The sequence below is a fragment of the Bradyrhizobium sp. UFLA05-108 genome (genome assembly GCF_059803455.1).
This window is the reverse complement of record NZ_JBANAZ010000015.1, coordinates 33,572-55,474: the sequence shown is the minus strand read 5'-3', so window position 1 is coordinate 55,474 and position 21,903 is coordinate 33,572. Positions and strand designations below refer to the sequence as shown.

The window sequence follows — 21,903 nt, the reverse complement described above, 5'->3', positions numbered from 1 at the left end:
CGTCCCGAGGATTGATCTTTGGCTCGCGCCGACGGACAGCATGGCACAAGCCGCCATGCGATGGGCGCGACCGCCTCCCCGCGGAAAGTGATGGATCAAGGGACGCGGCCACGGTCATAGTGCGTGGCCTGACAAAGAATAATGCCGAGAGGACCGCCCATGCCGGCCAGCCCTGTCTTGTGGACCTTTGACGAGCGCGGGGTCGCGACCGTCACGCTCAATCGACCCGAGGTCAACAATGCCTATGACGGAGCGTTGATATCAGGCGTGCTCGCCGCGATGGACGAACTGAGCGGCAAACCCGATTTGCGCGTCGTGGTGCTCAGGGGCAACGGCAAGCACTTTCAGGCCGGCGCCGACCTCAAATGGATCAATTCAGTGCGGCCGCAATCGCCTGAAGCGAACGAGGCGGCCTCGCGGGCGACGTTCGAGGCGGTGCAGCGGCTGAACACGCTGCCGATCCCGACCGTGGCGCTCGTGCAGGGCGGCTGCTTCGGCGGCGGCACCGGCGTGATCGCGGCGTGCGACGTGGTGATCGCGGCCGACAATGCGCTGTTCTCGATCACCGAGGTGCGTTGGGGCCTGACCGCTGCAATCATCATCCCGCAGCTCTGCGACGCCATCGGCGTGCGTCAAGTTCGCCGTTACGCGCTGACCGGCGAGCGTTTTGGCGCCGATGAGGCGCGCCGCATCGGCCTCGTTCATGACGTCGTGCCGCTCGCCGAGCTGGAGGCCGCCGGCGCGAAAGTGGTCGAGCAGTTGCTCGCCAATGGGCCGGAGGCGATGGCAGAGACCAAGCGGCTCGCGCTGGAAAGCTCGTTCGGCGGGATGAGCGTCAATGACGCCGCCTATGCGCGCCTCGTTCATCTGCATTCGCTCAAGCGCCAGAGTGCAGAAGCGGCGGAAGGGCTGGCGTCCTTTGCCGAGAAGCGCGCGGCGAAATGGAGCGGCAAGGCCTGAGGGATCGTTGCCAGCGTCCGGATATTTACAACGCCTATGACGGACAGGCGGTGATCTAAGCTGGTGCTTTCAATTTCGCGCGTCTGTATCGCAGCCACACGACTGCAAAATAGCCGAGCGATGTCGCGGCCAGGATCACAGGCAATGTGGCAACGGCTGACCATGCGGCCAGTTCGGCGAGGCTCAGTTGATGATGAGGATGAAGCGGTCGACTGGCATTCAAGGCATACAGAAACCAGAAGGCGGTAGCGGCACTCACAATCAGGCAGATGAACCAGCGACGCAAGGTGTAGCCGATCCCCGCTCCGACGATGATCCCCGGAATGGCAAGCAGGTACAACTCGGTCTGCCAAATCCCCGCGAGGTCACGTGCAAACAGAAAGATCTTCATGACGGATCCCAGAGCGCCAGACGTCATAGCTGTCCTGCTACTAGAAAACGTTAACGGGATCGGCGCAATTCGCGCCGTGCAACCGTGCCGATCGGTCGCCCCTCAGCATCCCCGGCAGATGCCGCTCATGCTGCGATAGACCGCGTCGTCGTCCTGCCGCATCTGCTTGAGCGATTCGAGTGTGGTGCTCTCGCGTGGTGGCTCGGGCTTGCGCTTGGTCGCAAGCTCTTCCTCCTGCCGCTTGTAGCAGGCCTCGCGGTCGGCCTTGGCCTGGATGAAGCGGCAGTTCTGCTCCACTGCGGAAGCCGGCGCGGCCGAGATCGCAAGGCAGATCAGCGAAATCAGGGTGCGTTTCAAAGACATCGATCCTAGGGGCGCCTGTTCTGTCAGTTCCGCCGAGCGGGATCAATCGTCTTTTGGCGCCATAGGACTTTACATCGTCGATCCCTTTGTCGAGATAGCAAAAAGGGCCCACCTTGGGTCTCAAACGACCGGATTATCGTCTTGCAGAGAAAATCCATTCGGGAACCTGCGCGCCAGGTCCCGCTCTATGGCGAATATGAAGTGGTGGTGCTCGGCGGTGGGCCGGCCGGCATCGTCGCGGCTGCCTCGGCGGCGCAGGCGGGTCGGCGAACGCTTCTGATCGAGCGTTACGGCTTTCTGGGGGGCATGGGCACGGCCGCCGGTGTCACCAATTTCTGTGGCTTGCACGGCAATGTCCATGGCAGGCACCACCGTCTCGTGCAGGGCATGGCCTCCGAGCTGCTCGCGCGAATCGATCGGCTCGACGGCCTCAACAAGCCGCATCTGATCCTCGGCAAGGTCTTTGCGCAAGCCTACGACACCGCGGCCTACAAGATCGCGGCTGATGATCTCCTTGCAAGCCACAACGTCGACATCCTCTTCCATGCGCTCGGCGCCGGCGTCGTGATGGGCGATGCGCGCCGTATCGACGTGCTGATGGTCGAGACCAAGGCCGGACGGCAAGCGGTGCGAGCTGAGATCTTCATCGATTGCTCCGGCGACGGCGATCTCGCAGTCTGGTCCGGTGCGCCCTACGAGATCGGCGACGAACACGGCCATCCGCTTTACCCGTCGATGATGTTCCGCCTCAACGGTATCGATCCCGAGAAGGCTGGCGAGGCCTGGCGTACCATTCCGCAATTGATGGAAAAGGCGCTCGCCACCGGCACGCACAGCTTTCCGCGCAAAAGCGCGATCGTGCGGCCGCAGCGCCATGGCATCGAATGGCGGGTGAATTTCACGCAAGTCGCGCGCGAGGACGGCCATGCCATCAACGGCATCGAGCCTGGTGATCTCACTCGCGGCGAAATCGAGGGCCGTCGCCAAGCGCTCGCCGCCTTCGAATTCCTGCGCACCGTGCCAGGCTTTGAAAAATCCTATATCGTCGATCTGCCGCCGCAGCTCGGCATCCGCGAGACCCGCCGCATCAAGGGCGGCTACCAGCTCAGCGGCGAGGACGTGCTCACCTGCGCCTCGTTCGAGGACTCGATCGGCGTCAACGGCTGGCCGATCGAGGCCCATGTGCCGGGCGACGTCGTCTTCACCTTCCCGCCGATCCCCGAATCGCGCGGCTACAACGAATTGCCGTATCGCATGCTGGTGCCGGAGAGCGTAGACAATCTCCTGGTCGCAGGCCGCTGCGCCTCCATGACCCATGAGGGCCAGTCGGCGGCACGCGTCTCCGGGGCCTGCTTCGCGATGGGGGAGGCGGCCGGTTCCGCTGCTGCGCTGGCGCTGGCAGGCAACCAGATCCCGCGTGACATCCCGGTTGAAAAACTGCAGGAAACATTGAAACAACAGGGCGCCTTCATCGGGCGGGACCAGACCGTGCCAGAGGGCCTGTGAAGAAACGACGGAGGAAGACGGATGGGTTGGGTTGCGCGGTTCGCGGGTGTAGGCTTGTTGGCGCTGACGACGATTGCAGCAGCGCAGGCCGAGGAGGCGCTGAAGGCGAAAGTTGGCGTGCTCAGGCTGTCGTCCTCCGCGCCGGTCTTCATCGCGCAGGACAAGGGCTATTTCCGCGACGCCGGCCTCGATATCGAGCTGAAGTTCTTCGATGCGGCGCAGCCGATCGCGGTCGCCACCACCTCGGGCGACGTTGATTTCGGCATCACCGCCTTCACCGCAGGTCTCTACAATCTCGCCGGCAAAGGCACGCTGAAGGTCATCGGCGGCATGAGCCGCGAAAAGGCCGGCTATCCCCTGATCGGCTATTTCGCCAGCAACAACGCTTACGCGGCCGGGCTAAAGACGCCGAAGGATCTCGCCGGCAAGCGAGTGGCTATGACGCAGGTCGGATCATCCTTTCACTATTCGCTCGGCCTGCTCGCGGACAAATATCACTTCAAGCTATCCGACGTGAAGATCGTGCCGCTGCAATCGCTGTCGAATGCGGCGGCGGCGCTGAAGGGCGAAACGGTCGACGCCGCGCTGCTTCCCATCTCCACCGCGCGAAAGCTGATGGATGACGGCGGCGCGAAATTCCTTGGCTGGGTCGGCGACGAGACGCCCTGGCAGCTCGGCGCCGTGTTCGCCTCGCCCAAGACACTCGCCAACAAAGTGTTGGTGACGAAGCTGCTCGGCGCGCTGGCAAGAGCCGATCGCGAATATCACGACGTCATCCTGGCTGCGATGAAGAATGGCACCGTGCCGATCAACGAGCAGACAAAGCCGCTGCTTGAGATCATCGCCAAGTATACCAACCTGCCGGTCGAGCAGGTGGTCGGCAATTGCGCCTATATCGATCCCGACGGCAAGCTGGACGTCAAGGACGTCGACAACCAGATCAAATGGCTGCAAGAGCAGGGTTTTGCCGACAAGGGTTTTGACGCGGACGCGATCATCGCGAAGGACTATGTGAAGGCGGATTGATGCCCCAGGCGACCCACTATCCCCGTCGCCCTTCGAGACCTCCGCTGCGCTCCGGCACTTCCGGGTGACGGTGTGAGAAGAGACAACGATTGATGGACCTGATCGCCAACCACATCACCCATCGCTTCGGCGAGCTCGCCGTGCTCGACGACGTGTCCTTCACCATCAGCGCGGGCGAGGTGGTGGCGATTGTCGGGCCGTCGGGTTGCGGCAAGAGCACGCTGCTGTCGATTCTGGGTGGGCTGCTGCTGCCGTCATCCGGCGTAGCGGAGCTGCGCGGCGCGCCGCCGTCCGACAGCCTCAATCCGCTGACCTTCGTGTTCCAGGATTTTGCGCTGCTGCCCTGGGCCACGGTGGAGGAGAACGTCGAATTCCCGCTGCTGCACACCCAGCTTTCGTCCGCACAGCGCCGCGCACAGGTCGACGATGCCCTGCGCCGTACGGGACTTACTGATTTTCGCACGACCTATCCAAAGCAGCTTTCCGGCGGCATGCGCCAGCGCGTCGGCATTTCGCGCGCGCTTGCGGTGAGACCCGCCATCCTCTTGATGGACGAGCCGCTCTCGGCGCTGGATTCGCAGACCCGCGAGCTGTTGATGGAGGATTTCGTCGGCCTGCTCGCCGATGGCGGCATGGGCGCGGTCTATGTCACTCATAATCTCGAAGAGGCCGCGCGGCTTGCCGACCGCATCGTCGTGCTGTCGCGGCGACCCGGCCGCATTCGCGAGGTCGTCACGGTGCCGATGACGCGCGCCGAACGCGGCGAGGCTGCTGCGCGCGAAAAACTGCTCGCGCTCCAGAACCAGATCTGGTCGCTGATCCGCAACGAAGCGATCGATGCCGAGCGCGAGGTTCAGCATGCTTGATCGCGCAACCCGGGCAGAAGCGCAGACGAAGGAGGCGGTGACGCGGCCGGTGCGCTTCCGCGGCGCGGGCTTCGTGCCGGCGAGCAGCCGGTTTGGCGGCTGGGTCGCGCTCGCGCTCGTCATCGCGCTCTGGCAGGCCGCGGGCAGTGCGCGCCTCGTCAATCCACTGTTCCTGCCGGCGCCCTCGGCGATCGCACGCGCTATCTACGAGCTCGCGGCTTCCGGTGCGCTCTGGCAGCATCTCTCGGCCTCGCTGCTGCGCATCGGTGTCGGCTGGCTGCTCGGCACCGCGGCCGGCGTTGTCGTCGGGTTTGCCATTGGTCTCTCACGGCTCGCGCGCAGCGTCGGCATCACCTTCATCTCGGCACTGTTCCCGATTCCGAAGATCGCGCTGCTGCCACTGCTCATCCTCTGGCTCGGCATCGGCGAAGAGCCGAAGATCGCGACCATTGCGCTCGGAGTGTTCTTCTCGACCGCGATCTCGGTCTATAGCGGTGTCGATGCGGTGCCGCGCAACCTCATCCGGATGGCGCAGAGCTTCAACGTGCCGTTCGCGACCATCGTGCGCAAGGTAATCTGGCCGGGTGCGCTGCCCTCGATTCTCGCCGGCTTCCGCATCACGGCGTCGGTCGCGCTCCTGCTCGTCGTCAGCGCCGAGATGATCGGTGCCCAGTTCGGCATCGGCGCCTTCGTGCTCCAGGCCGGCAATCTCATGCAGACGGATCAGCTGCTTGCGGGCGTGGTGATCCTGTCGGTATTCGGGCTGGCGGTGGGGAAGGTCATCAACTGGCTGGAAACGCGGCTGCTGCACTGGCGATGAGGGTTGGCACAAAAGCCGTAGGGTGGGCAAAGCGGAGCGTGCCCACCACTTGGTAACGCGGATCGATGGTGGGCACGGCGCGAGTGCGCCTTTGCCCACCCTACGGCATCGTCTTGTCACGCATTCCCGCGATCCTCGCGGAAGAGGTCGAGCTTCTGCTGCACCGGACGGTCGGAGAAGCTGAACAGCACGGCATCCGCCTCGGCCTCGTGCGTGACCCAGTGCCAGCTCGGCGCCACGAACAGGTCGCGCGGGCCCCATTCGAAGGTCGCATCGCCGATGCGGGTGCGGCCCTTGCCTTCGACGGCGCAGAACACGGTCGCGTCGGTGGAGCGATAGCGCGCGGTCTTGAAATCCCTCGGCAGGAGCTGGATGAACGTGCCGATGGTCGGCATCGCGTAGTCGCCGGTCTCGGGGTTGCTGAACTTCAGCTTCAAGCCGTGGCAGGCGTCCCATTCCTCGCGCGCTCTGGCTTTTTCCAGCGCTTCGCGGGTGTAGGCATAGGGATAGCTGAAGATCGGCGAGGTCTTCGACGACCGCTTCATGTCGACCGGCAGCAGATTGTGGCCGTAGCGCGCAAAGCTGTCGCCAGCGGGTTTCGTGATCTTCTGCTGATCCTCCTTGGCGCCTTCAGCGAACGAGCAGTCGAAGAATTGCACGAGGGGGATATCGAGGCCGTCGAGCCAGAACATCGGCTCATCCGTCTCGTTGGAATGATCGTGCCAGGTCATCGACGGTGTGATGATGAAGTCGCCGGGCTCCATCGCGGTGCGCTCGCCGTCGACGGCAGTGTGGGCGCCCTTGCCCTCGAGCACGAAGCGCAGGGCCGACTGGCTGTGGCGATGCGCAGGCGCGACGTCGCCGGGCACCACCATCTGCACACCGGCATAGAGCGAGGTCGTGATCTTCGACTGCCCGCGCAGGCCGGGATTTTCCAGGATCAACACCCGCCGCTCGGCTTCCTTGGCGGTGATCAGCTTGCCCGCTTCGGTCATGTAGTCGCGGATGACGTCGAACTCCCACAAATGCGGCCGGCAGGCGCTCCTTGGCTCCGGCGTGATCAAGTCGCTCATCACGGTCCAGAGCGCGGTGAGGTTTTCGCCGTCGATCTTCCTGTAGAACGCCTCGCGTTCCGGCGTCTTCGCTACGGCTTCCATGGCGAGCCTCCCGTTCGTTTTGTAGATTGACAGTATACTGCCAATCTAGGTAGCGTCAACTTGATGGCCGCCATGAAGATGGCGTCATTCCGGGGCGCCCGCAGGGCGAACTGCGGTGCGCAATTGCGCACCTGAGAATCTCGAGATTCCGGGTTCTCGCTTCGCGAGCCCCCGAATGACGTGCAAGAAAATCCATGGGAGGGTTCCGATGAAGCTGCACGGCTATTTCCGCTCCAGCGCGGCCTATCGGGTGCGGATTGCGCTGAACCTGAAGGGGCTGACCGCCGCTCACCTGCCGCATCATTTGCGCAAGGGCGAGCAATGCGCGCCCGCCTACCTCGCCATCAACCCGCAAGGCCTGGTGCCGACGCTGGAGGATGATGCGGGCACAATCCTCACGCAGTCGCTCGCCATCATCGAATGGCTGGACGAGACCCACCCCAATCCGCCGCTGCTGCCGAAGGATAGCCTGCGCCGCGCCAAGGTGCGGGCGTTTGCGTTGGCCATCGCCTGCGACACCCATCCGGTGCAAAACCTGAAAGTGCTGGCGCGCCTGCGCGAACTGGGGCTGGCCGAGGAGAAGGTCCAGGAATGGGCCGCCTGGGTCAATCGCGAGGGGCTGTCGGCCTGCGAGATGCTGGTGAAAGACGAGGTGGGGCCGTTCTGCTTCGGCGACGCGCCGACGCTCGCCGATCTCTGCCTGGTGCCGCAGCTCGGCAATGCCCGCCGCTTCGGGGTCGACGTCTCGGCTTATCCGTGCCTGCTCAAGGCGGAAGCCGCAGCGAAGGCGCTGCCGGCTTTCGCCAATGCGGTGCCGGAGAAGCAGCCCGATGCCGAGTAAGCCTGCCCCTCCGATCACGATGGACGCGGTCTATGCCGCGCCGGGTTATCTGTTCCGGCGCATGCAGCAGATCGCGGTCTCGATCTTCATGGAGGAGTGCAAGGCCTTCGACCTGACGCCGGTGCAATATGCGGCGCTGGTTGCGATCCACACCCATCCCGGCATCGACGCGACGCGGCTGTCCGCGGTGATCGCCTTCGACCGCTCGACCCTCGGCAGCGTCATCGAGCGGCTCCAGGCCAAGGATTATATCGAGCGCAAGCCGGCGCCCGAGGACAAGCGGATCAAGCTGCTCTATCTGACGAGGCAGGGTGCAGGGATCCTCAAGGACATCATCCCAGCGGTCGAGCGCGCGCAGGCGCGCATGCTGGAGCCGCTCAAGCCCGGCGACCGCAAGACCCTGATGACGCTGCTCGTGCAACTCGTCGATCTCAACAACGAAGCCTCCCGCGTCCCCCTTCGCGCCGAGGACGCGCTGGAACATCTGGGGAAGGCGGGGTGAGGGGGCGATGCGAGTGAGGTTGCACTTGCGCCTCACCACCGACGTCGTCCCGGGGGCGACGCTGAGATTGGGGCCGCGCCGTCGTGGCAATTTCAGGTGTCGTTCCCCGCGAAAGCGGGGAATCCAGTACGCCGCGGCTTCTCCGTATTCGTCGCCGCCTCTGGAATACTGGATCGCCCGCCCCAGTGCGCAATTGCGCACAAGGCGGGCGATGACACTGAGGATGTGGCTGCCAAGTACACGTCACGCACCTCGCCCCTCATCCCGGACTCCCGCCGTTCTTCTCCGCCTCGTAGCGCGCCATGAAGGCCGGCGACATATGGCGCAGGCGCGCATCGTCGATCCGCCCGGAGCGGGTGATGTAGCTATAGGCAAATTCCATCAGGTCGAGCTTCATGTGTTCGGCAAAGTGCTCGTACCAGCCGGCCGAGGTGCGCGCGGCGCTGACGAGCTTTTGCACGATTGGTTTGCGCTCGGCCTGGTAGCGGTGCAGCGCGGTTGCAAGATGCGCGTCGGATTCCAGCGCCTTCACCAGCGAGATTGCGTCCTCGATCGCGAGCCGCGTGCCTGAGCCGATCGAGAAATGCGCCGAGTGCAGCGCGTCGCCGATCAGCACCATGTTCTTGAACGACCAGTGCTCGTTCCAGACCCAGGGGAAATTGCGCCAGACCGATTTGTTGGAGACCAGACAGTGACCGCCGAGCGTATCGGCAAAGACCTCCTCGCAGACGCCTTTTGACTGCTCGAGGTCCTTGTAGGCGAAACCGTAGGCCTGCCAGGTGGCATGGTCGCACTCGACCAGGAAGGTGCTCATGGTCGGCGAGTAGCGGTAGTGATGGGCGTTGAAGGCGCCGCGATCGGTCTTCACGAAGGTCTGTGACAGCGTGTCGAAGCGTTTCGAGGTGCCGTACCAGACGAACTTGTTGGAGGAGTAGGACAGCGAGGTGCCGAAATCGCCCTCGTACGAGCGACGCACCAGCGAGTTGAGCCCGTCGGCGGCGACGATCAGATCATGGCCGTTGAGCTGATCGATGGAATGGATCTGCGTGTCGAAGCGCGGTGTGACGCCGGCATCGAGCGCGCGCTGCTGGAGGAATTTCAGAAGATCGAGCCGTCCGATCGAGGAAAAGCCGACGCCGTCGATGGCGACGCTGTCCGCGCCCAGATTCAGCGTGATGTTCTCCCAACTCTCCATGTGCGGCGCGATGGCGTCGACCGTCTCGGGGTCGTCCGCGCGCAGGAACTCCAGCGCCTCGTCCGAGAACACCACGCCAAAGCCCCAGGTCGCGTCGGCCGGGTTCTGCTCGAACAGGTCGACCTGGTCGTCGGGGTGACGCTTCTTCCAGAGATAGGCGAAGTAGAGCCCGCCAGGCCCCCCGCCGATCACGGCGATCCGCAACGTCGTCCTCCCTGATTGAAAGTATTCTTGCTATTCGAGCTAGGGGCTAGATCTGCTCTGGTCCGCAGCGCCAGAGCAATGATCGACAAGGGCCATGCGTTCGTTCCTCCTCCCGGTCTTGTCGTGATCAAAATCGAAGAGTCAGCAACCTCTCTGTGGTGTCAGCGACTGCGCACGCCGCCAGACATCGCCGCGCGGAACTGGCCATGCGCGGCGTTGTGCGATCCTAGCGCGATCCTAGCGCGCAGCGAAGGGGGCAAGGACCTCCTTGCAGGCGGGTGACAGCGAGCCGGCATTGGTCGCGAGGCATTGCGCGATGCGGCCGCCGCCCGGCGCCACACCTGCGCACAGCGTGCGGACGTCGCCGCCGCATGCCGAACGCACGATGAGCAGCTCTTCGCGCGGCCGCAACGGCCGCAGGACGATGGCCGCTGGCGCTGCCGCGGGAGCCGCGCCCGTGGGCGCTGCGGCGGCTGACGCGCCGCCACCGCCGGTCGCGGCGCTCACCGCTTTTGCGCAGGCGGGCGAGACCCTCGCCTTGTTCTTCTCCAGGCATTCGAGCGCGGGCGCGCCGCCAGGCGGCACGCCGGCGCAGACTTTTGGATAGTCGGAGCGGCAGGCACTCTTGATCGCGGAGACCTGTGCGCTGCTCGGCTGCCTGGCCGCGGCAGCTTTGGGCGCCTCGGCTTTGGGTGCTTCGGTCGTGGCGGGCGTTTTGGCGGGTTCGGCGGCAGGCGCCGATTCAGCCTTCGGTGCGGCCGGTGCGGCTTCGGTCTTCGGCGCAGCCGCCGGTTCGATCGCGCGCACCGCGCTCTGGCAGGCCGACGACAGGCTCGGCATGTTCTTGTTCAGGCACTGCAGTGCCTCGGCACCGCCCGGCGTCACGCTCGCGCAATGCGCCTGATAGTCGGCCCGGCATGCGGACCGGATCGCACTCTTCTGTGCGTCGGTCGGGGCCCGCGCGAAGATCGGTGCTGCAGTTGCGAAGAGAGCCGCCGCCAGCAACGCGCTGCGCGTTGCGACAATTCCAGAGCTATTGAACATTTGCGCCAATTCCTGCCCTTGGTGAAGCCCATGCCTTGAAAATCGGAGCTTCGAAAAAAGTCATATGATCGCAATCGGCGCGAGGGCTATCTCGCGCACGGCATCATTGGCCGCTTTGGCATCTACCGCAAGTAGATTGTGCCCGCCGAATGTGGCGGGACAACATCGTCAGAGCTTGACCATACGCTTGCCGCGGTTCTCGCCCGCAAGCAATCCGATCAACGCCCGCGGCGTGTTCTCCAGGCCGTCTATGATGTCCTCCTGCACCTTCAACTGTCCCGACTTGACCCAGGCTTGCAGGTCGGCGAGCGCGTGCTGGCTCCGGCTCATATAGTCCGTCACGATGAAGCCCTGCATCACGAGCCGCTTCACCACGATCAAGCCGGGCACGCCGCGCGGGCCATGCGCGGACGGCGCGCGGTCATATTGCGAGATTGCACCGCAGCAGGCGATGCGGCCGTAATTGTTCATCTGTGGCAGGCAGGCTTCCAGAATGTCGCCGCCGACATTGTCGAAATAGACGTCAACGCCATCAGGTGCAGCCGCGCGCAGCGCCTTGAACACCGCGCCGTCCTTGTAGTCGACCGCGGCATCGAAGCCGAGTTCCGCTGTGAGCCAGTTGCATTTGTCTGCGCCGCCGGCAATTCCGATCACGCGACATCCCCTGATCTTGGCGATCTGTCCGACGATCGATCCGACCGAGCCCGCGGCGGCCGAGACAACGACCGTCTCGCCTTCCTTGGGCTTGCCGATCTCCAGCAGGCCGAAATAGGCGGTGAGGCCGGCGATGCCGAACACGCTGAGCAGATGCGTCAGCGGCTCGAGCTTCGGCATTTTCGTGAGATGCTTTGCGGGCACCGCGGCGTAGTCCTGCCAGCCGGTATCGCCGAACACGATGTCGCCGGCTGCGATCCCCGCTGCCTTTGAGCTGACGACCTCGGCGATGGCGCCGCCGGCCATCACGCTGTTGGCCTCGACCGCCGAACGATAGGTCGCGCCATGCATCCAGGCACGGTTGGCGGCATCGAGCGAGATGTAGCGCACGCGCAACAGCGCCTCGCCGTCCTTCGGCTCCGGCACGGCGCCCTCGACCATCTTGAAATGCTCCGGTCCGAGCTTGCCGCTCGGCTTCTCGACCAGGAGGATCTGGCGATTGACGGTCCCGCTCATGGTAGTCCCCTCTTCAATTGTTTGACTTTTATTGATGCAGGTGCCGCGCAGAAATCATGCAAGCCGCATCCGTTGTGCGCTGCGTGAAAGCTAGATCGCTCCACCCTTTTTCACAACGGGAACATCCGGCCAACGCGAGCGCTCGCCAAGCGTGTTGCGTCGCTGTCAAAATCTGCGACACTGTGAAGCGCCGGTGTACGTGGGGGTAAGCGATGTCGAACAGGTTTACGCAATACATTCTGGTCGCGATGGTGCTGGGCATCATCGTGGGGTCGGCGATCTACAATTTCATGCCCGACACCCGTGCCGAGTGGGCCTCCTCGATCAACCTGATCGCCATGATGTTCCTGCGCCTGATCAAGATGATCATCGCGCCGCTGGTGTTCGCGACCCTGGTCGGCGGCATCGCACATATGGGTTCGGGTGCAAGGCTCGGGCGCATCTTCGCCAAGACCATGGGCTGGTTCGTCAGCGCCTCCTTCGTGTCGCTGCTGCTCGGCCTCGTGATGGTCAACCTGCTCCAGCCCGGCGCGAACTTCCCCGGAACGCTGCCGGAGAAGGGGCAGTCGACGGGATTGCCCGTCTCGGCCTTCTCGATCGAGAAATTCCTGACCCATCTGATCCCGACCTCGATCGCGGACGCGATGGCGCAGAACGAGATCCTGCAGATCGTGATCTTCGCCGTGTTCTTCTCGGTGGCGATGGGCGCCATGCCTGAGCGCTCGAAGCCGATCCTCAGCCTGATCGACGACATTTCCCACATCATGCTGAAGGTGACGAGCTATGTGATGCTGTTCGCGCCGCTCGCGGTCTGGGCCGCGATCACCGCCACCGTCGCCAAGAACGGTCTCCTCGTGCTGTGGAAGCTCGTCGTGTTCATGGGCGGCTTCTACCTGTCGCTGCTGATCCTGTGGGCCATCCTGGTCGTCGTCGGCTTCGTCGCGATCGGACCGCGCTACGCCCATCTGCTGCGGCTGATCCGCGAGCCATTGATGATCGCGTTCTCGACCGCGAGCTCGGAGGCCGCCTATCCGAAGACGCTGGAGGGCCTGACCAAGTTCGGCGCCTCCTCGCGCATATCGAGCTTCGTACTGCCGCTCGGCTACTCCTTCAACCTCGACGGCACGATGATGTACTGCACCTTCGCCAGCATCTTCATCGCGCAGACCTATCACATCGAGATGTCGCTCGCGACCCAGCTCGCGATGCTCGCAACCCTGATGATCACCTCCAAGGGCGTCGCCGGCGTGCCACGTGCCTCGCTCGTGGTGATCGCATCGACGCTTTCCCAGTTCGGCATCCCCGAGGCGGGCCTGTTGATGATCATGGGCATCGACACCTTCCTCGACATGGGGCGCAGCGCCACCAACGTGATCGGTAATTCGCTCGCCACCGCCGTGGTCGCGAAGTGGGAAGGCGAGCTCGGGCCCGAGCATGCGCTCGGACCGGGCGAGGCGCCCACGCCGGACATGGTACCCGGCGAAGTGCCCGCGATGGCCGGCCACTGACAGGAGCGCGTCATGCGCCTGACATCGGCGATATCGGCGGGCCTGTTGCTGGCATGCGCGCTGGCAACCGGCGCCTCGGGGCAGATCGGTGGCAGCGAAGGGCTCAGCCCCACGCTCTCAGCCATCAAGAACAGTCACGTCGTGCGGCTCGGCTATCGCGAAAGCTCGCCGCCGTTCTCCTTCCTCGACCAGGCGGGCCGGCCGATCGGCTACAGCCTCGAGCTCTGCGAGGCGATCGTTGAGGAGATCGGCGTCGAGGTCGACGATCCCGATCTCAAGATCGAGTACGTCAAGGTCACCTCGGACGACCGCATCGATGCCGTGCTTCAGAACAAGATCGACCTCGAATGCGGCTCGACCACGGCCAATGCCGAACGCGGCAAACGCGTCGCGTTCTCACCGCTGATGTTCGTTGCCGGCACCAAGCTGATGGTGCCGAAGGCATCCAACGTGTCTGCCGTCGCCGACCTCAAGGGCAAGACGGTGGTGGTCACCAAGGGCACCACCAATGAGCAGGCGATGCATGCGGTCGACAAGAAGTTCTCGCTCGGCCTGAACATCATCGCCTCGCCCGATCACGAGCAGTCGTTCCAGATATTGGCGGACGGCAAGGCCGACGCGTTCGCGACCGACGACATCCTGCTCTACGGCCTGATCGTGCGCCACAAGGCGCAGGACAAGTTCCGCGTCACCGGCGATTATTTGTCCTACGACCCCTACGGCATCATGTTCCGCAAGGGCGAGCCGCAGCTCTCAGCCGTGGTCGAGCGCACCTTCCGCAAGCTCGGCTCCAACCACGACCTCGTCCCGCTCTACAACAAATGGTTCGTGGCACGGCTTCCGACCGGCGAAAGGCTCAACGTGCCGATCTCGTTGCAACTCGAGGAAGCCTTCAAGGCCATGGACGATTCGCCGGGGGCAAACAATTAGCGCGCTTGCGCTGCGGAATGATCGGGCCGCAATCCGGCTGCACCCTCTCCCCTTTTGGAAGAGGGTAACTTCGCGAAGCGAAGTCGGTTGTTGCCAAAATTGCCTGCGAAAAACCGGTAGGCCGCAGAAGACCGGTTCACAAACCTTCTCAATTTTTAGGAACGATTCGCCCCGCACCGATTATCGGCGTATGGACGAACTACTAAAACGCGCGGACAGGGCCATTCGGGATAGCGAGCTGATCCAGCGCCAGGTCTACGAATGCATCGTGCAGGCGCGCTTATGGAACGCGCGGTTCTGGCGACTGCGAGTCGCTCGCGCGAAGAAGTTGCGCGAAGTGGGCAGTCTCGCGCGCAGAGGGCCCACGCGCCGGAGTGCCAGATTGCGCGGCTCAATCGCCCAGGGCCGAAGACGCCCGATAAGGTTGTCGCCGATCAGGAAAATCCAGCGGCGAAAGGAGCTTAATGGTCTTGGGGTGGAAGCTGGCGCGGAAATACAAGCGTCTCAGCCGAACCTCGGCCCGTTGATGCAACTCGCGGCTTTCCTCGATTAGTCGCCTGGCTTCCGAGATTGCCGCCGCGGCACGGGTAATCAGCCTGTCGGCGTCCTCTAGCGCATCGGCCATCGGCGGCGCTCCCTATCCTATGCAGGCGGGAGCGCTACTGGTCTCTCAGCCACCGACGCCCACGGGCAAAGCCGAGCCGGTGATGCGAAACAACGCACCGATCAGAGAATGGTTGCCGGTCGAGGAACCCGTTGACGGGAAAAGTGCACTGAGGCCGCTGCTTCGTACAATGCCAAGCGGATTAGCTTATGCAATGGCAACTAGCTCGCGACGCGATCATTGTCCGAAACATGACCGATCCACTGTTCGAACGCGCCCGGCTTGCTATCGAGGAAAGCCGTGACCTCCAACGCCGTTGCCGCTTGCTTCATGCGGATAACGATTTCGAGCGACGGGAACTTCGTCGGGCCGTCTTCGAGAGTGCATCCATCCGAACCGAGGTCAGAGCGTTTCGTGAAAACAAGGAATGAGGCCCGCCGCAGGTGTCGCGGCGCCGAGTTCTGTCAGCGCCAGGCTTTTTCGTTCTTCTGTTCGTAGTCCTTGAAAGCCTTCTCGAGCCCGCTCAAGACCTCGGCGGATGTCTCGAACATCGCCTTCAACTGCGGTTCGTCGAACTTCTGAATGTCTTCGCGCAGATGGTTCCGGATATCCCGAAGGGCCTTCTGCATCTTCTGCGTATGGTGTCGGGGATCGCGGTCTGCGGCACCTGCCATATCCAGCCTCCTCGCCCCAGAGGATCCCCATGATCCTTCAACGCATCTGATCATAGGCATCCGCGAGAAAATGATCGAAGCTCTCAATCCGAATGAGACCTAGCCGTGGATATTCCATGTCCGTGACGATGTAGAGAGCGACCGTCAGAACACCGGCGAACAGGATCATATGCACCCAGCTTCGAGCCGCGCTCGCCGCCATGCCGAACCCGGCCAACAACGAACAGCCCAAGCCAAGCCCAAAGAGCATTAGGTATATGATTTGCGGTGGGTGCTTTTCCGCAGCACCCGCTCGGAGGCGGGCGATTTCAAACGCGGTGTTCAATGCAGGTAAGGTCAATGAGCAGGCGGGTTGGTAATCGCTCTTCGGGCAAGCCGCCAACGCCGCATTCCAAAGGCCTTCTTTCAACTGCACCAGTTGGCTCTGCTGCTCGCGGGAGAAATCCTCCATCCTCTTCCAGAGCAAGAAATCGTGTTGCATGCGGTAGAGGTCCACGCGAGCACGGACGTAATCTTTGAGCTTGCTTCTGAGTTCGTGGGCCGTATCTCTCTCGAAGAGACCTGTCCGGTCATATGCGGCAGCCACCGCCGTCGTTTCTTGAAGTACCAACTGCCGCCGGTCGTCAAATCGTTGCAGAGCGCCCGAAATGGTGAAAGCAAGCAGCAGACCCATCAAACCGAAGATGGCTCCTTCGACCGTTGACAGGCCAGCGGTGCTTTCGCCGTTTGTATGCTTGCGATAGCGCAAACCCAGGCGGCGGCCGAAGTTCAGAGAAATCATCGAGCCAACGAAGAACACGGCCGCGATCGCTACGGCAAAAAACATGAAGATCATTGCGCGCGATTTCCATTCTGGAACTCCGGCGCTATTGGTGACCAAAGCTCTTGGCAAAAGCATGGAATTCGATGACGACCGGCTTGATACCAAGAGCCCGGCGCGAAGCTCGCAAGTGCGTTTTGTTCACTTTTGGACAGAGCTTTCCATGTCGCGAAAAGCGTGCGGGAGTGTCTATCGCAGCTTCCTTCTCTCCGTTGCCACCTCGGCTTCGAGCATTTCACCGACCAGCGTCCAACTTAAAGATGGGTAAGTTGCAGACGGGAAAGATGAGCAAAGGGCGGGGAGCAGGTTCCGAAACGTAGAACCCCGGGAGGAAGCGAGGGCGAGACCATCCGTGGTCGCTGGGGCCTCGCGGAGTAAATGTAGCAGAATACTCAACCGGAGCAGCGTGGAACTACGGTGCCAGGAAAGAATGGCAACCAAGCACTGTTGCTATATCCGAAATCGCCTATTCTCGTCTAAAGAGACGGGAGGTGTACAGACTGCGTGATGTAGAACGCCAATCCCAACGACGCGGCCCCGATAGCCTCAATGACCCCTGACCCTCCTGCCGAGACCGCCATGCAATACTTGATGTGGGCGATCGAGCACATCGAGAAAGCAGGCAATCACGAGGCTGCGCGCCACGCCCGCATCGCTTTGGAAGCGCTGCGCCGGGGTATCCGATCAACGCACACCGGCAAACACGAGCCCTAACTGAAGGGTTCAGCGGCCTTTTCACAGCTCCGTCGGATCGGGATACAACGGTAGACACAGACGGTCGACGTTGTTGTTTTAATTGATTTAAGGGGAGAAGGGATGGCAGCGAGTGCGTAGCGCTCAGCCTTCTCTCCCAAACACCCGATCCAGCGCCGCGTCGTACGTCGCCTGCACCAGGTCCGGATACAGTTTCCCCAGCACCTCCATCATCACGCCGGAGTTGATCTCGAGCACCTGCCACGCGCCGTCGACACGGACGAGGTCGATGGATGCGAAGGTGATGCCGATGGCGCCAGCGGCGTCGATGGCGAGCTTTGCGCACACCCGACGCGTCTCGCCACCCTCGATGAGGACAGGCTTTGCGCCGGCATCGAGATTGTGACGCCAGGTGAGGACGCGCCGCTCGCCGTTCGGCACGACGGTGTCGAGCGCATGCGCGTCGAGATCATCCAGCTTCACCTTGGGCATCGTGCCCGCCAGTTCGCGCAGCGTCTGCACGCCGTCGCCGACCACCGACGGCCGCTCCTTGCGGTAGACCACGAGCGGTGTCTTATCGAGGAGAACGACCCGGACCTCGTCCTCGATCTCGACATAGGGCGCGATCACGAGGCCGAGGCTCATCGCGAAGATCTCGCTCACGGCGCGTTCGAGTTCGGCGCTGCTCGTTACCTTGAGAACTGACCGGCCTGCCGTGCCCTCGTTGGGCTTCACCACCAGCCCTTGCGGGTTCTGCATCACGAGCCGAAGCATCGCTTCCCACCAGCGCGGTCCAACGACGTGCTCCCCCAGCGTCGGGTTGAGAAAGAGGTGATGGGCGATAGCGCGCACGCCCGTCAGGGCGAGCACCTCCGATGTCGCCGACTTGTCGTTGGCGAGGCGATGCGCAATCGCGCTGTTGAGACCGATATCGTAGCCGAAGGCGAAGCGGCGGGTCTCGCCCCAGCCCATCGCGATCAGCCAGCCTTCCGCGCGCACGTCGATGGCGATCCCATGCCGCGCGCAATAGCTTCGTATTGCCTGGACGAATATCCGTTCATTGCTTGGCATCGTGCTTGTCCCGCCAAAAAAGTCGCTTCATGCCGGAATCGGCGGTCTGCCATGGCCAAAAGCAGAGCTATTCTTAATGAATTTCTCGCGAGCGAAACGGAAATTAAGTGCTGCCTTGCGGGCCATTTGGGCAAAGAAATTGCTGCGATGCGGCCTGAAAAGAGAAAATCGTTAATTATCCTGACAAATCAACGGGAAATGCCAGTTTGATCGGCATCAATTGCTGCGCGAACGAGGTTGATTATTGACCTCAATGCCGTAAATCAGAGACGCGAAATCATCCGCCATGACAGTGGTGTTCGCCCCACGTTGAAGGGGCCGGGCAACGCTTTTGTTCAAAACCGTATAGATTCGGAATATCGAAACACATGAGCGCGTTTTATCGAGAGAAGGTCCTCTCCGTCCAGCACTGGACCGATACCCTGTTCAGCTTCCGTGCCACTCGCGACACCGGTTTCCGGTTCCAGAACGGCCAGTTCGCGATGATCGGCCTCGAAGTGGACGGCCGTCCGTTGCTGCGCGCCTACAGCATGGCGAGCGCCAATCACGAGGAGGAGCTCGAGTTCTTCTCGATCAAGGTTCAGGACGGCCCGCTCACCTCGCGCCTCCAGAAGATCAAGGAAGGCGACACCATCCTGGTCGGCCGCAAGGCGACCGGAACGCTCGTTGCCGACAACCTGATTCCCGGCAAGCGGCTTCTCCTGCTGTCGACCGGCACCGGCCTTGCGCCGTTCGCGAGCCTGATCAAGGACCCCGACGTCTATGACCGGTTCGAGACCATCGTGCTGGTTCACGGTTGTCGCCAGGTCTCGGAACTCGCCTATGGCGAGCAGCTCGTCGCGACTTTGCGCGATGACGAATTGTTCGGGCCGATGCTCTCCGAGAAGCTCGTCTACTATCCGACCGTGACCCGCGAGCCGTTCCGGAACCGTGGCCGCATCACCGACCTCATCAACTCCGAGCAGCTTTTCAACGACATCGGCCAGGTCCCGCTCGACATCGCGACCGACCGCATCATGATGTGCGGCAGCCCGGCGATGCTCGAAGAGCTCCGCGGCATGTTCGAAGGTCGCGGCTTCACCGAAGGCTCCGGTAGCGAGCCCGGCCATTTCGTGATCGAAAAGGCCTTCGTGGAGCGCTGATCTCCGCGCGGCGCGATCCTACCCATCGTCATCCCGGGACGCGCCACCGGGTCCGCGCGACGCGCGGCCCGATGACAGGCTCCGCGCGAGCCCGGGGCCCAAAGCCCAGGCGGGAGTTGTGGCGCGAGATGGTGGTTGCGGGTCTTCGCCAAACCACTCCCTGTGATTATGGATCCCGTCTATTGCACTGCAGCAGCCCGCCCACCCTGCGGATTGATTTGCGCTGGTCGAATTCGGTAGCCTGAAACAGAAGCCGCGTCATATCCGTAAACGGGACGCGGGCGTATCATGCCCCGTCGTTTCGATGAGAGGATGTGATCGTGGCCGACGAAAATAGCAAAGCGCCGAAATCGGTCCGTGGGGCCCTGGAGCAGGGGACCATGGAGACCCTGCTGCTTCCATTCTCGCCGCGCTTCATCGTGCTGACGATCTGCGCGGTCGTCACCGCTCTCCTGATCGGCTTCGGCATCGCCGATCGCAAGATTTTCGACATCCTGATCATTCCCATCGTGATCTTCGGCGGCCTCACGCTGCTCGGCGTCCGCGATCTCCTGCAACAGGGCCACGCGGTCCTGCGCAACTACCCGATCTCGGCACATATGCGCTTCCTGCTCGAAGAAATCCGCCCGGAGATGCGGCAGTATTTCTTCGAGAGCGAGAAGGACGGCATGCCGTTCTCGCGCGATACCCGCGCGGTGGTTTACCAGCGCGCCAAGATGCAGCTCGACAAGCGGCCCTTCGGCACACAGGAGGATGTCTATCGCGAGGGTTATGAATGGATGCATCACTCGGTCTCGCCGAAGACGCGGTCCGATGAGAAATTCCGTATCACGATCGGCGGCCCGGACTGCGCGAAGCCTTACTCCGCATCGGTATTCAACATCTCGGCCATGAGCTTTGGTGCGCTCAGCCCCAACGCCGTTCGCGCGCTCAATGCCGGCGCCAAGAGAGGCGGCTTCGCGCACGACACCGGTGAGGGCGGGGTCAGCCCCTATCACCGCGAGATGGGCGGCGACATCATCTGGGAGATCGGCTCGGGCTATTTCGGCTGCCGTCATCTCGATGGCACCTTCGATCCGGACGCGTTCGCGCGCGTCGCGACCGAAGACCAGATCAAGATGGTCGAGCTCAAGATCAGCCAGGGCGCCAAGCCCGGTCACGGCGGTGTTCTGCCGGCTGCCAAGGTCTCCGAAGAGATTTCAAAGATCCGCGGCGTGGGCATGGGCGAGGACTGCATTTCGCCGGCCTCGCATCGCGCCTTCTCCACCCCGATCGGGATGATGCAATTCGTCGCCGAGATGCGAAAGCTCTCCGGCGGCAAGCCTGCCGGCTTCAAGCTGTGCATCGGCCACACCTGGGAGTTCCTGGCGATCTGCAAGGCGATGCTGGAGACCGGCATCTATCCGGACTTCATCGTCGTCGACGGCAATGAAGGCGGCACCGGCGCCGCGCCGCTCGAGTTCATGGATCATCTGGGCATGCCGATGCGCGAGGGCGTCAACTTCGTGCACAATGCGCTGGTCGGCATCAACGCGCGCAACCGCATCAAGATCGGCGCGTCGGGCAAGGTTGCGACTGCCTTCGACATGGCGCGAGCCATGGCGATCGGCGCCGACTGGTGCAATTCGGCGCGTGGCTTCATGTTCTCGCTCGGCTGCATCCAGTCCCTGAGCTGCCACACCGACCGCTGCCCGACCGGCGTTGCCACGCAGGACCCGACGCGTGCGCGTGCGCTCTACGTGCCGCTCAAGATCGACCGCGTCCATAACTATCACCATGCGACGCTGCACTCGCTGTCCGAGCTGATCGCCGCAGCGGGCCTCGAGCATCCGCAGGAGTTGCGCCCGATCCACTTCACCCAGCGCACCTCGACCACCGAGGTGAAGTCGTTCGCGCAGCTCTATCCGGCGCTGCGGCCGGGGGAGCTGCTCGAAGGCACCGAGGACCCCCGCTTCCGCGATGCCTGGCGGATGGCACGGGCGGATTCGTTCCAGCCGGTTCCGTGAGGGCCCGCTTCGCGGGTCGGCGCGTTGCAACTCCCACGCACGATCTGCATTGCCCTCGATCGAGCGGAGGCGATCATGAGAACGGCGAGCGTGGCCGCGTTACTCTGGCTTGCGCTATCGTCCCTGGCGATGGCGCAAGGCGGAGGATATCCCGCAAGCCCGTCGCACGCCGTCGTCGGCGCGAGCCCGGACGGCACCCCGCGTTACGGCCGCGAGCCGCGCAAGGAGGAGGGTGCATCATCGGATACCGTGGGCCGTGGCGGCGATAGCAACAGTGAGCGGGATCGAGCGCTCGACGCGAGCAACAGCGACGACGGCAACGAGAGACGCAACGGCCATTCTCAGAAGCGCGAGAAGTGAATCTGTAGTTATGGGTTTCGGGCTCGCGCGGCCCGGGATGACGACTGGAA

General features: G+C 63.1%; 25 protein-coding genes. 15 read left to right on the top strand and 10 right to left on the bottom strand.

Annotation, left to right across the window (positions count from 1 at the left end):
- The first annotated feature begins 159 nt into the window (after window positions 1–159).
- Window positions 160–960, top strand: a complete 801-nt coding sequence (locus SO140_RS13780; protein WP_449381160.1) for an enoyl-CoA hydratase-related protein — start codon at window positions 160–162, stop codon at window positions 958–960.
- A 55-nt stretch (window positions 961–1,015) separates the two neighbouring features.
- On the opposite strand, the gene SO140_RS13775 is transcribed toward SO140_RS13780, so the two are convergent.
- Both SO140_RS13775 and SO140_RS13770 read right to left on the bottom strand, forming a co-directional pair.
- Window positions 1,016–1,351 carry a hypothetical protein gene (locus SO140_RS13775; protein ID WP_449381161.1) on the bottom strand — a complete coding sequence of 112 codons (336 nt, stop codon included), beginning with the start codon at window positions 1,349–1,351 and terminating at the stop codon, window positions 1,016–1,018.
- A gap of 102 nt (window positions 1,352–1,453) precedes the next feature.
- The gene (locus SO140_RS13770) at window positions 1,454–1,714 is read right to left on the bottom strand and encodes a hypothetical protein (protein WP_449381162.1); all 261 of its coding nucleotides are present in this window, start codon (window positions 1,712–1,714) and stop codon (window positions 1,454–1,456) included.
- A 141-nt stretch (window positions 1,715–1,855) separates the two neighbouring features.
- Here SO140_RS13770 and SO140_RS13765 point away from each other — a divergent pair, with 141 nt between their 5' ends.
- The 4 genes from SO140_RS13765 (at window position 1,856) to SO140_RS13750 (ending at window position 5,932) form a co-directional block, all read left to right on the top strand.
- Entirely contained in the window at window positions 1,856–3,220 is a 1,365-nt protein-coding gene (locus SO140_RS13765) for an FAD-dependent oxidoreductase (RefSeq protein ID WP_449381163.1), read from the top strand.
- Window positions 3,221–3,241: 21 nt separating this feature from the next.
- On the top strand, window positions 3,242–4,246 hold the full coding sequence (locus SO140_RS13760) for an ABC transporter substrate-binding protein (RefSeq protein ID WP_449381164.1): 1,005 nt from the start codon (window positions 3,242–3,244) through the stop codon (window positions 4,244–4,246).
- A gap of 92 nt (window positions 4,247–4,338) precedes the next feature.
- Window positions 4,339–5,112: an ABC transporter ATP-binding protein gene (locus tag SO140_RS13755; protein ID WP_449381182.1), complete on the top strand. Its 774-nt coding sequence runs from the start codon at window positions 4,339–4,341 to the stop codon at window positions 5,110–5,112.
- The gene (locus SO140_RS13750) at window positions 5,105–5,932 is read left to right on the top strand and encodes an ABC transporter permease (RefSeq protein WP_449381165.1); all 828 of its coding nucleotides are present in this window, start codon (window positions 5,105–5,107) and stop codon (window positions 5,930–5,932) included. The genes SO140_RS13755 and SO140_RS13750 overlap by 8 nt, the downstream gene beginning before the upstream one ends.
- A gap of 116 nt (window positions 5,933–6,048) precedes the next feature.
- Here the strand turns inward: SO140_RS13750 and gtdA are convergent, their stop codons facing one another.
- A complete protein-coding gene (gene gtdA / locus SO140_RS13745) occupies window positions 6,049–7,089 on the bottom strand; it encodes a gentisate 1,2-dioxygenase (protein WP_498542723.1) in 1,041 nt (346 codons plus the stop codon).
- Window positions 7,090–7,297: 208 nt separating this feature from the next.
- Here gtdA and maiA point away from each other — a divergent pair, with 208 nt between their 5' ends.
- Window positions 7,298–7,930: a maleylacetoacetate isomerase gene (gene maiA, locus SO140_RS13740; protein WP_449381167.1), complete on the top strand. Its 633-nt coding sequence runs from the start codon at window positions 7,298–7,300 to the stop codon at window positions 7,928–7,930.
- Window positions 7,920–8,432: a MarR family winged helix-turn-helix transcriptional regulator gene (locus SO140_RS13735; RefSeq protein WP_449381168.1), complete on the top strand. Its 513-nt coding sequence runs from the start codon at window positions 7,920–7,922 to the stop codon at window positions 8,430–8,432. The genes maiA and SO140_RS13735 overlap by 11 nt, the downstream gene beginning before the upstream one ends.
- Window positions 8,433–8,691: 259 nt before the next feature.
- Here SO140_RS13735 and SO140_RS13730 read toward each other — a convergent pair whose 3' ends face one another.
- The 3 genes from SO140_RS13730 to SO140_RS13720 all read right to left on the bottom strand — a co-directional run bounded on the left by SO140_RS13730 (window position 8,692) and on the right by SO140_RS13720 (window position 12,045).
- Entirely contained in the window at window positions 8,692–9,831 is a 1,140-nt protein-coding gene (locus SO140_RS13730) for an FAD-dependent monooxygenase (RefSeq protein WP_449381169.1), read from the bottom strand.
- 237 nt (window positions 9,832–10,068) lie between these two features.
- Window positions 10,069–10,875, bottom strand: a complete 807-nt coding sequence (locus tag SO140_RS13725) for a cysteine rich repeat-containing protein (RefSeq protein WP_449381170.1) — start codon at window positions 10,873–10,875, stop codon at window positions 10,069–10,071.
- Window positions 10,876–11,043: 168 nt separating this feature from the next.
- A complete protein-coding gene (locus tag SO140_RS13720; RefSeq protein WP_449381171.1) occupies window positions 11,044–12,045 on the bottom strand; it encodes an NADP-dependent oxidoreductase in 1,002 nt (333 codons plus the stop codon).
- A 212-nt stretch (window positions 12,046–12,257) separates the two neighbouring features.
- On the opposite strand from SO140_RS13720, the gene SO140_RS13715 reads away from it, so the two are divergent.
- On the top strand, window positions 12,258–13,553 hold the full coding sequence (locus SO140_RS13715; RefSeq protein WP_449381172.1) for a dicarboxylate/amino acid:cation symporter: 1,296 nt from the start codon (window positions 12,258–12,260) through the stop codon (window positions 13,551–13,553).
- A 12-nt stretch (window positions 13,554–13,565) separates the two neighbouring features.
- Window positions 13,566–14,483 carry an amino acid ABC transporter substrate-binding protein gene (locus tag SO140_RS13710; protein WP_449381173.1) on the top strand — a complete coding sequence of 306 codons (918 nt, stop codon included), beginning with the start codon at window positions 13,566–13,568 and terminating at the stop codon, window positions 14,481–14,483.
- Between the two features lie 391 nt (window positions 14,484–14,874).
- Here the strand turns inward: SO140_RS13710 and SO140_RS13705 are convergent, their stop codons facing one another.
- Entirely contained in the window at window positions 14,875–15,108 is a 234-nt protein-coding gene (locus SO140_RS13705; RefSeq protein ID WP_474799596.1) for a hypothetical protein, read from the bottom strand.
- Between the two features lie 188 nt (window positions 15,109–15,296).
- Here SO140_RS13705 and SO140_RS13700 point away from each other — a divergent pair, with 188 nt between their 5' ends.
- On the top strand, window positions 15,297–15,518 hold the full coding sequence (locus tag SO140_RS13700) for a hypothetical protein (protein WP_449381174.1): 222 nt from the start codon (window positions 15,297–15,299) through the stop codon (window positions 15,516–15,518).
- 33 nt (window positions 15,519–15,551) lie between these two features.
- Here SO140_RS13700 and SO140_RS13695 read toward each other — a convergent pair whose 3' ends face one another.
- Together SO140_RS13695 and SO140_RS13690 are read right to left on the bottom strand one after the other, a co-directional pair.
- Entirely contained in the window at window positions 15,552–15,761 is a 210-nt protein-coding gene (locus SO140_RS13695; RefSeq protein ID WP_449381175.1) for a hypothetical protein, read from the bottom strand.
- 37 nt (window positions 15,762–15,798) lie between these two features.
- Window positions 15,799–16,596: a bestrophin-like domain gene (locus tag SO140_RS13690; RefSeq protein ID WP_449381176.1), complete on the bottom strand. Its 798-nt coding sequence runs from the start codon at window positions 16,594–16,596 to the stop codon at window positions 15,799–15,801.
- Here SO140_RS13690 and SO140_RS13685 point away from each other — a divergent pair.
- Together SO140_RS13685 and SO140_RS13680 are read left to right on the top strand one after the other, a co-directional pair.
- On the top strand, window positions 16,586–16,849 hold the full coding sequence (locus tag SO140_RS13685) for a hypothetical protein (RefSeq protein WP_449381177.1): 264 nt from the start codon (window positions 16,586–16,588) through the stop codon (window positions 16,847–16,849). The genes SO140_RS13690 and SO140_RS13685 overlap by 11 nt on opposite strands.
- Before the next feature lie 281 nt (window positions 16,850–17,130).
- Window positions 17,131–17,295 carry a hypothetical protein gene (locus tag SO140_RS13680; RefSeq protein WP_474799593.1) on the top strand — a complete coding sequence of 55 codons (165 nt, stop codon included), beginning with the start codon at window positions 17,131–17,133 and terminating at the stop codon, window positions 17,293–17,295.
- A 123-nt stretch (window positions 17,296–17,418) separates the two neighbouring features.
- Here SO140_RS13680 and SO140_RS13675 read toward each other — a convergent pair whose 3' ends face one another.
- Entirely contained in the window at window positions 17,419–18,345 is a 927-nt protein-coding gene (locus SO140_RS13675) for an ATP-grasp domain-containing protein (protein WP_498542722.1), read from the bottom strand.
- 368 nt (window positions 18,346–18,713) lie between these two features.
- Between SO140_RS13675 and SO140_RS13670 the strand changes: the two genes are divergently transcribed.
- The 3 genes from SO140_RS13670 to SO140_RS13660 all read left to right on the top strand — a co-directional run bounded on the left by SO140_RS13670 (window position 18,714) and on the right by SO140_RS13660 (window position 21,853).
- Window positions 18,714–19,487: a ferredoxin--NADP reductase gene (locus tag SO140_RS13670; protein ID WP_449381179.1), complete on the top strand. Its 774-nt coding sequence runs from the start codon at window positions 18,714–18,716 to the stop codon at window positions 19,485–19,487.
- Window positions 19,488–19,867: 380 nt separating this feature from the next.
- Complete coding sequence (locus SO140_RS13665; protein ID WP_498542727.1) at window positions 19,868–21,493, top strand: FMN-binding glutamate synthase family protein; 1,626 nt, start codon at window positions 19,868–19,870, stop codon at window positions 21,491–21,493.
- A 75-nt stretch (window positions 21,494–21,568) separates the two neighbouring features.
- Window positions 21,569–21,853: a hypothetical protein gene (locus tag SO140_RS13660; RefSeq protein ID WP_449383309.1), complete on the top strand. Its 285-nt coding sequence runs from the start codon at window positions 21,569–21,571 to the stop codon at window positions 21,851–21,853.
- Window positions 21,854–21,903 lie beyond the last annotated feature (50 nt).